Origin of the sequence: Mycobacterium sp. WUMAC-067 (assembly GCF_020217485.1) — a bacterium.
Taxonomy (GTDB): domain Bacteria; phylum Actinomycetota; class Actinomycetes; order Mycobacteriales; family Mycobacteriaceae; genus Mycobacterium.
In genome coordinates this window covers 74,065-81,982 of record NZ_JAEKMI010000024.1, presented here as the reverse complement: position 1 = coordinate 81,982, position 7,918 = coordinate 74,065, and the positions used below count along the sequence as shown (strand labels likewise).

Annotated in this window: 9 protein-coding genes and 1 pseudogene; 4 read left to right on the top strand and 6 right to left on the bottom strand. The window is 69.3% G+C overall.

Annotated elements, in window-relative coordinates; translation table 11 throughout:
• Positions 1 to 286, top strand: a pseudogene (locus JF781_RS17720) (PPE family protein); the annotation flags it as partial.
• A gap of 103 nt (positions 287 to 389) precedes the next feature.
• Complete coding sequence (locus tag JF781_RS17715; protein ID WP_225330524.1) at positions 390 to 728, top strand: hemophore-related protein; 339 nt, start codon at positions 390 to 392, stop codon at positions 726 to 728.
• Between the two features lie 90 nt (positions 729 to 818).
• Here the strand turns inward: JF781_RS17715 and JF781_RS17710 are convergent, their stop codons facing one another.
• The 4 genes from JF781_RS17710 to JF781_RS17695 all read right to left on the bottom strand — a co-directional run bounded on the left by JF781_RS17710 (position 819) and on the right by JF781_RS17695 (position 3,803).
• A complete protein-coding gene (locus tag JF781_RS17710) occupies positions 819 to 1,289 on the bottom strand; it encodes a PH domain-containing protein (protein ID WP_225330525.1) in 471 nt (156 codons plus the stop codon).
• Positions 1,286 to 1,768, bottom strand: coding sequence for a 6,7-dimethyl-8-ribityllumazine synthase (gene ribH / locus JF781_RS17705; protein WP_225330526.1), 483 nt, complete (start codon positions 1,766 to 1,768; stop codon positions 1,286 to 1,288). Before ribH ends, JF781_RS17710 begins: the two co-directional genes overlap by 4 nt.
• Positions 1,769 to 1,802: 34 nt before the next feature.
• Positions 1,803 to 3,080, bottom strand: coding sequence for a bifunctional 3,4-dihydroxy-2-butanone-4-phosphate synthase/GTP cyclohydrolase II (locus JF781_RS17700; RefSeq protein WP_225330527.1), 1,278 nt, complete (start codon positions 3,078 to 3,080; stop codon positions 1,803 to 1,805).
• A 123-nt stretch (positions 3,081 to 3,203) separates the two neighbouring features.
• Positions 3,204 to 3,803: a riboflavin synthase gene (locus JF781_RS17695; RefSeq protein WP_225330528.1), complete on the bottom strand. Its 600-nt coding sequence runs from the start codon at positions 3,801 to 3,803 to the stop codon at positions 3,204 to 3,206.
• A gap of 117 nt (positions 3,804 to 3,920) precedes the next feature.
• On the opposite strand from JF781_RS17695, the gene JF781_RS17690 reads away from it, so the two are divergent.
• Together JF781_RS17690 and JF781_RS17685 are read left to right on the top strand one after the other, a co-directional pair.
• Positions 3,921 to 4,628, top strand: coding sequence for an LppX_LprAFG lipoprotein (locus tag JF781_RS17690; protein ID WP_225330529.1), 708 nt, complete (start codon positions 3,921 to 3,923; stop codon positions 4,626 to 4,628).
• A complete protein-coding gene (locus JF781_RS17685; RefSeq protein WP_225330530.1) occupies positions 4,625 to 6,181 on the top strand; it encodes an MFS transporter in 1,557 nt (518 codons plus the stop codon). Before JF781_RS17690 ends, JF781_RS17685 begins: the two co-directional genes overlap by 4 nt.
• A gap of 6 nt (positions 6,182 to 6,187) precedes the next feature.
• Here JF781_RS17685 and ribD read toward each other — a convergent pair whose 3' ends face one another.
• Complete coding sequence (ribD, locus tag JF781_RS17680) at positions 6,188 to 7,213, bottom strand: bifunctional diaminohydroxyphosphoribosylaminopyrimidine deaminase/5-amino-6-(5-phosphoribosylamino)uracil reductase RibD (protein WP_225330531.1); 1,026 nt, start codon at positions 7,211 to 7,213, stop codon at positions 6,188 to 6,190.
• Positions 7,210 to 7,917 carry a ribulose-phosphate 3-epimerase gene (rpe, locus tag JF781_RS17675; RefSeq protein ID WP_225330533.1) on the bottom strand — a complete coding sequence of 236 codons (708 nt, stop codon included), beginning with the start codon at positions 7,915 to 7,917 and terminating at the stop codon, positions 7,210 to 7,212. The genes ribD and rpe overlap by 4 nt, the downstream gene beginning before the upstream one ends.
• Position 7,918 lies beyond the last annotated feature (1 nt).

Genomic DNA, 7,918 nt, shown 5'->3' with positions numbered 1-7,918 from the left:
CCGGCGCCGCCAGCGGCCGGGCCTGATCGACCCCGGGCGCCGCTACGAGTACCTCAACGGGGAGCCGGAGGCGGATGCCGCCGGCAAAACCCCGGTGACGGCTTCGGACCGGGGAGCGGGGCCCATGGGGTTCGCCGGCACCACCCGCGGGGCGGATGCCGCCCCGGTGGGATTGACCACAATTGCCGGCGATTCCTTGGACGACGGACCCCGAATGCCGCTGCTACCGAGCAGCTGGGGCCCCGAAAGCGAGGGTCCGGAACCGGGACGGGCGGACGCGCCCTGAGCGGCCCGCGCGCGTTGCCGGCGGTTTGGGCGGACTCGGTTCTGGCTACCAACCCTCTAACTCAACGTTAGAGTGGGGGCACAGCAATGGAGGGAGTCCGTAAATGATGAAGCGTTCGTGGGCCAAACTGGCCGTCACCGTCGGCGGCCTGGCTTTGGCGTCGACCGCTGGGGCCGGGGTCGCATCCGCCAGCCCCGATTACGGTCCGATGATCAACACGACCTGTAGCTACGACCAGGCGATGCGGGCGGTGCACGCGGAGAACCCGATGGCCGCTCAGTACCTCGACCAGTCGCCGCCGAACCAGCAGTTCTTGCAGCAGTACCTGGCGTCGTCGCCCGATCAGCGCGTGAATCTGCTGCGCGCGATCGAGCACAACCAGGGGGCCCAGCAGGCCCTGCCGATTTTCCAGCAGATGATGACGGACTGCACTCGATACTGAGTGCGTCCGATACGGGCTTTCCGACTCAAGCGTCAGGTCCTCAGCGACGGCGCCTCCCTGGCTGACACCGGGGAGGCGTCGTTGCGGCGCTCAGGGGGTCGGTAGGTCCGGCCGATAGCGCGCCAGCAGCGCGCGCACCGTGTCCATGGCACGCACCGCGCGGCCCTTGTCGACGGCCTGGATGGCCATCACCGGGATGTACTCGTCGTCGGGCAAGTCGATGCGCGCCCACCGGTGGCCCACCGGAAACGAGACACCGACGACATCGGGCCACTCGATCAGCTTGTCCCCCAACAGGTTTCGCACAGATACGCCCGACGGCCCGACCCGCAGCCGGGGCCGGGCAAACAACAGCACGATGCCGGCGATGACCAGCCCCAGCACCGCGATCGCCACCTGGTCGGCGGTCTGAAACACCACGCCGGTGGACTTCACCTTGAGCAACAGGCCCACCACGATGTGCGCGCCGGCGATGAGCACCGCTGCCCCGTAGGCGAATAACGGCGTGCGGTGGGGGCGCAGCACCGCATCCCAGGTCTCGCGGTCGGGTGACGACGTCACGACCGGGCGCGCAACTCGCGCAGGGTGAGCGCCGCCGACAGCGCCGCCCCGGTCGCCTGGGCGCCCTTGTCCTCGGCCGACGCCGGGAGCCCGGCGCGATCCAGCGCCTGTTCCTCGTTGTCGGTGGTCAGCACGCCGTTGGCCACCGGGGTCGACGCGTCCAGCGAAACCCGGGTCAGGCCCTGGGTCACCGCGTCGCAGACGTACTCGAAATGTGGTGTCTGCCCGCGGATCACGACGCCCAGCGCGACGACGGCGTCATGGGTGCGGGCGAGCTCCTGGGCCACCACCGGGATCTCGATGGCGCCGAGCACGCGGACCACGGTGGGGTCGTCGACGCCCGAGTCGGCGGCGACTTTGCGCGCGCCGTCCAGCAGCGCGTCGCAGATCTCGCTGTGCCAGGTGCTGGCCACGATGCCCAGCCGCACACCGGAGGCGTCAAGCGCCGGCACTTCCGGCACGCCGGCGCCACCACTCATCGGCGCCGCTCTCCCTCGCTAGCGGGTCGGGCGGTCACAGCGCACCGCCGAACTCACCTGGGAGATGGATGGATTCGTGGAAGTCGTCCAGCCCGGCCAGGTCGTGACCCATCTTGTCCCGCTTGGTCATCAGGTAACGGATGTTCTCCGAATTGGCGCGCACCGGCAGCGGCACCCGCTCGATGATGTGCAGGCCGTACCCGTCCAGCCCGACGCGCTTGGCCGGGTTGTTGGTCAGCAGCCGCATCGAGCGCACGCCGAGGTCGACGAGGATCTGCGCGCCGATCCCGTAATCCCTTGCGTCGGCGGGCAATCCAAGTTTCAGGTTGGCGTCGACGGTGTCTTCGCCGGCGTCCTGCAGCTGATAGGCCTGCAGTTTGTGCATCAGGCCGATGCCGCGGCCCTCGTGGCCGCGCATGTACAGCACGATGCCGCGCCCCTCGCGGGCGACCATCGCCATGGCGGCGTCCAGCTGCGGCCCGCAGTCGCAGCGGCGGGAACCGAAGACGTCGCCGGTCAGGCACTCGGAGTGCACGCGCACCAGCACGTCGTCACCATCGGAGTCCGGCCCGGCGATGTCGCCGCGCACCAGCGCCACGTGTTCGACTTCTTCGTAGATGCTGGCGTACCCGATGGCACGGAATTCGCCGTGCCGGGTCGGTATCCGGGCCTCGGCGATGCGGGCGATGTGCTTCTCGTGCTTGCGCCGCCACTCGATCAGGTCGGCGATCGTGATCATCGCGAGGTCGTGTTCGTCGGCGAACACCCGCAGCTCGTCGGTCTGCGCCATCGCGCCCTCGTCCTTTTGGCTGACGATCTCGCAGATGGCGCCCGCGGGCTGCAGGCCGGCCATCCGGGCCAGGTCGACCGCGGCCTCGGTGTGGCCGGGGCGGCGCAGCACGCCACCGTCCTTGGCGCGCAACGGAACCACGTGACCGGGGCGGGTGAAATCGTCGGCGACGCTGGTGGGGTTGGCCAGCAAGCGCATCGTGGTGGCGCGGTCCGACGCCGAAATACCGGTTCCCACACCATCTTTCGCGTCCACCGTGACGGTGTAGGCGGTTCCGTGCTTGTCCTGGTTCACCGCGTACATCGGCAGCAGCCCCAAGCGGTCGCAGATCGCGCCGTCCAGCGGCACGCACAGGTATCCCGAGGTGTAGCGCACCATGAACGCCACCATCTCCGGCGTCGCCTTCTCGGCGGCGAAGATCAGATCGCCCTCGTTCTCACGGTCCTCGTCGTCGATGACGATGACGGCCTTGCCGGCCGCAATGTCGGCAACCGCCCTCTCGACGGAGTCCAACCTCGTCATCTCTGCTACCTCGCCGTCCCCGCTTTCCGGGCGGGAACACTGTCAAAAACGGCTCACACGAGAAGTCCACGTGTTGCATTCAGTATGAACCACGCCGACGCCGCGGTTATTGCGACGGCTTGATCAGCGGGACATCAACCGCTCGACGTATTTCGCGATCACGTCGACCTCGAGGTTCACCTGCGTCCCGACCGGAGCCTGGCCCAGGGTGGTCAGTTCGCGGGTGGTGGGAATCAACGAAACCTCGAACCAGTCGCGCGGGTCGGCACCCAGCCCGGACACCGTCAGCGAGATCCCGTCGACGGTGATCGACCCCTTCTCCACGACGTAGCGGGCCACCTCCGCGGGGATCTCAATGCGCACCACCTCCCAGTGCTCGGACGGCGTGCGCGCCACGATCTGCCCGGTCCCGTCGACGTGGCCCTGCACGATGTGCCCGCCCAGCCGGCTGTTGACGGCCGCGGCGCGCTCCAGGTTCACCCGGCTGCCGACCTGCAATTCGCCCAGGTTGGACCGGTTCAGGGTTTCGCCCATCACGTCCGCGGTGAAAAGCCCGCCGGGCAGCAGCTCGGCCACGGTCAGGCACACGCCGTTGACGGCGATCGAATCGCCGTGGCCCGCGTCCGCGGTCACGACGGCTCCGCGGATGGTCAGCCGCGCCGCGTCGGAAAGGACGTCGCGGCCCGCCACCTCCCCGAGTTCCTCGACAATTCCGGTAAACATCACCCAAGGCTAATTGGCCCGCACTCGCGCGGATGAGCAGGGCAAACACCGTCGCACCGGCGACACCGGCCCCCCGCGTTCACCAGGGCAGTCACCGGCACCCTCTACGATGCGAGTATGCAGACCCGCCGCCGTCTATCGGCCGTCCTCGCATCCCTGACCCTCGCCACCGCCTTGATCGCCGGCTGCTCGTCGGGCTCAAAGCAGAGCGGCGCGCCACTCCCCGACGGCACGACCTTGGTCAAGCAGTCGGCCGACGCCACCAAGAAGGTGCAGAGCGCGCACATCGCGCTGAGCATCCAGGGCAAGATCCCCGGGCTCCCCATCAAGACGCTGACCGGTGACCTCACCACGGCGCCGGCCACCGCCGCGTCGGGCAACGCCACCATCACCCTGGGCGGCTCCGACATCGACGCAAACTTCGTCGTCGTCGACGGGATCCTGTACGCCACCCTCACCCCCAACAAGTGGAGTGACTTCGGCAAGGCGTCCGACATCTACGACGTGTCGGTGCTGCTGAACCCGGACAGCGGGCTGGGCAACGCGCTGGCGAACTTCAGCGACGCCAAGGCCGAGGGCCGCGAGACCATCGACGGGCAGAACACCATCAAGGTCAGCGGGAACGTGTCGGCCGACGCGGTGAACAAGATCGTGCCGCAGTTCAACGCGACTCAGCGGGTCCCGAGCACGGTGTGGATCCAGGAGAGCGGTGACCACCAGCTGGTCCGGGCCAATCTGCAGAAGAGTTCGGGCAATTCCGCCGAGGTCACCCTGTCGAAGTGGGGCGAGCAGGTTCAGGTGACCAAGCCCCCGGTGAGCTCGTGACCACACAGACCGGGCGGCGCGTCGCGATCAGCGCCGGCAGTCTGGCGGTGCTGCTGGGCGCCCTGGACGCCTATGTCGTCGTGACGATCATGCGCGACATCATGACCGACGTTCACATCCCGATTAACCAGCTGCAGCGCATCACCTGGATCATCACGATGTACCTGCTGGGCTACATCGCCGCCATGCCGCTGCTGGGGCGGGCGTCCGACCGGTTCGGCCGCAAGCTGGTGCTGCAGGTCAGCCTGGCGCTGTTCATGGTCGGCTCGGTGGTCACGGCGCTGGCCGGTCACTGGGGCGATTTTCACCTGCTGGTCGGCGGCCGCACCATCCAGGGTGTGGCCAGCGGCGCGCTGCTGCCGGTCACCCTCGCGCTGGGCGCGGACCTGTGGGCGCAGCGCAACCGCGCGGGCGTGCTCGGCGGGATCGGTGCCGCCCAGGAGCTCGGCAGCGTGCTGGGCCCGCTGTACGGGATCTTCATCGTCTTCTTGTTCCACGACTGGCGCTACGTGTTCTGGATCAACGTCCCGCTGACCCTCATCGCGATGGTGATGATCCAGTTCAGCCTGCCGTCGCACGAACGCACCGAAACGCCCGAGAAGGTCGATCTGGTCGGCGGTGTGCTGCTCGCCGTCGCGCTGGGCCTCGCGGTGATCGGCCTGTACAACCCGCAGCCCGACGGCAAAGAGATCCTGCCCAGCTACGGGTTGCCGCTGGTGATCGGCGCGGCCGTGGTCGGGGTGCTGTTCCTGCTGTGGGAGCGCTTCTCCCGGACCCGGCTGATCGAACCGGCCGGCGTGCGCTTCCGGCCGTTCCTGGCCGCGCTGGGCGCCTCATTGTTCGCGGGCGCGGCGCTGATGGTGACGCTGGTCGACGTCGAGCTGTTCGGTCAGGGTGTGCTGGGGCAGACCCAGACACAGGCGGCCGGGCTGTTGCTGTGGTTCCTGATCGCGCTGCCGATCGGCGCGGTGCTGGGCGGGTGGATCGCCACCCGCGTCGGCGACCGTGCGGTGACGTTCGTCGGCCTGCTGATCGCGGCATACGGCTACTGGCTGATCCACTACTGGCGCCAGGACGTGATGAGCCAGAAGCACAACATCCTGGGGCTGCTCAATGTCCCCGTGCTGCACGCCGACCTGTTGGTGGCGGGTTTCGGCCTCGGACTGGTCATCGGGCCGCTGACGTCGGCCGCGCTGCGTGTCGTCCCGTCGGCCCAGCACGGCATCGCCTCGGCGGCCGTGGTGGTCGCCCGGATGACGGGCATGCTGATCGGGGTGGCCGCGCTCAGCGCGTGGGGCCTGTACCGGTTCAACCAGATCGTGGCGGGCCTGACGGCGGCGATCCCGCCCGACGCCACCCTGTTGGAGCGGATCGCCGCGCAGGGAACGATGTACCTCAAGGCGTTCGCCATGATGTACGGCGACATCTTCGCGGCCACCGTCGTGATCTGCATCGCGGGCGCGCTGCTGGGTCTGCTGATCGGCGGCCGCAAGGAACACGCCGAGGAGCCGGAAATCCCTGAGCCGCAAGAAGTTTCACTGAGCGAGCGCTAGGCGCCGCTAGCCCTCGCGCGGCACCAGGCTGAGCACCACGTCGGGGCCCACCCGATCGATTCCGTCGAACTGCCAGCGCAACGCCCGCGCGATCGTGGACACTCCGACGTCGTCGACCGCGGTGACCGGACCACCCAACAGGGTCGGCGCGACGTAGGCGAGGATCCGATCCACCGCCCCGGCCCGCAGGAAGGCGCCCGCCAGGGTCGGGCCACCCTCCAGCAGCACGTCGGTGCGGTCCGAGACCGCCTTGAGCACCTCCATGGGGTCGTGCGTCCGGATCAGCATCGTTCGCGAATCGTCGTTGAGAACCTTTGCCTCCGAAGGTATTTCGCGCATCCCCACGACCACCCGCAGCGGCTGCCGCTCGGCCAGCGAGCCGTCGGGCAACCGGGCGGTCAGCGCCGGGTCGTCGGCCAGCACCGTGCCGGTGCCCACCACGATCGCCTCGCACGCCCCGCGGCGGCGATGCAGGTCCAGCCGCGAGGCCTCGCTGGAAATCCACTGGCTGGAGCCGTCGGCGGCGGCGCTGCGGCCATCGACGCTGCTGGCGTACTTCCACGTCAGGTGCGGCAGTCCGGTCCGCTGCTTGTGCAGCCACTCCCGCAGCGGCCCGCCGGCCGCCTCGTCGGCCAGCACACCCGAGCGCACCGCGACGCCCGCCTCCGCGAGCCGGGCCGCGCCCCCGGCGGCCTCCGGGTTCGGGTCAGCCACCGCGTAGACCACCGCGCCCACCTTGGCGTCCAGCAGCGCGTTCACGCACGGCGGCGTCTTGCCGTAGTGGTTGCACGGCTCGAGGGTCACCACGGCGGTCCCACCGGCGGCCAGGTCGCCGGCGCGCCGCAGCGCCAGGATCTCGGCGTGGTCGCCGCCGGCCGGTTCGGTGCCGCCCACGCCGACCACTTCCCCGCCGGCGTCCAGGATGACCGCGCCCACCGGGGGATTCGGGTACGTCGTTCCCTTGACGAGATTGGACTGCTCGATCGCCAAGCGCATCGCGGCGTCAAGGCCCTCGCCCGGCGAAACGGTCATCGACGCAGGTGCGGGGAGGCGCCGGCGGCCTGTCGGCGCAACGCCTCGATCGCGGTCTCCGGGTCGGCGGCGCCGTACACGGCCGATCCCGCGACGAAGCAGTCGACGCCCGCCTCGGCGGCCTGCTCGATGGTGTCCCCGTTGATCCCCCCGTCGATTTCGACCAGGATCGTCAACTCCCCCGCGTCGATGAGCTTGCGCGCGGTGCGCACCTTGCTCAGGACCTCGGGGATGAAGCTCTGGCCGCCGAAGCCGGGCTCGACCGACATGATGAGCAGCGTGTCGAACTGCGGCAGGATCTCGAGGTACGGCTCGAGCGGCGTGCCCGGCTTCACGCTGATCCCCGCTTTGGCGCCCGCGGCGCGGATGTCGCGCGCGACCGCGATCGGATTCTCGGTGGCCTCGGCGTGGAAGGTGACGTTGTAGGCGCCCGCCTCGGCGTAGGGCGGCGCCCAGCGATCGGGGTCCTCGATCATCAGGTGGCAGTCCATCGGGATGGTGGTGGCCGCCAGCAGGCTCTCCACCACCGGCAGCCCGAGGGTCAGGTTGGGCACGAAGTGGTTGTCCATCACGTCGACGTGCAGCCAGTCGGCGCCGGTCACGGCGGCGGCCTCGTCGGCAAGCCGGGAAAAGTCAGCGGAAAGGATCGACGGTGCGATCAGGGGCCCCTTCGAAGATTCCGTGTTGCCAGGCATGAGCGCCAGA

Excerpts from the sequence above, each read along its gene's own strand:
- ribH (WP_225330526.1), bottom strand. The coding sequence starts at position 1,768 with ATGAGTGGTGGCGCCGGCGTGCCGGAAGTGCCGGCGCTTGACGCCTCC.
- JF781_RS17700 (WP_225330527.1), bottom strand. The coding sequence starts at position 3,080 with ATGACGAGGTTGGACTCCGTCGAGAGGGCGGTTGCCGACATTGCGGCC.
- JF781_RS17690 (WP_225330529.1), top strand. The coding sequence starts at position 3,921 with ATGCAGACCCGCCGCCGTCTATCGGCCGTCCTCGCATCCCTGACCCTC.
- ribD (WP_225330531.1), bottom strand. The coding sequence starts at position 7,213 with ATGACCGTTTCGCCGGGCGAGGGCCTTGACGCCGCGATGCGCTTGGCG.
- JF781_RS17715 (WP_225330524.1), top strand. The coding sequence starts at position 390 with ATGATGAAGCGTTCGTGGGCCAAACTGGCCGTCACCGTCGGCGGCCTG.
- JF781_RS17695 (WP_225330528.1), bottom strand. The coding sequence starts at position 3,803 with ATGTTTACCGGAATTGTCGAGGAACTCGGGGAGGTGGCGGGCCGCGAC.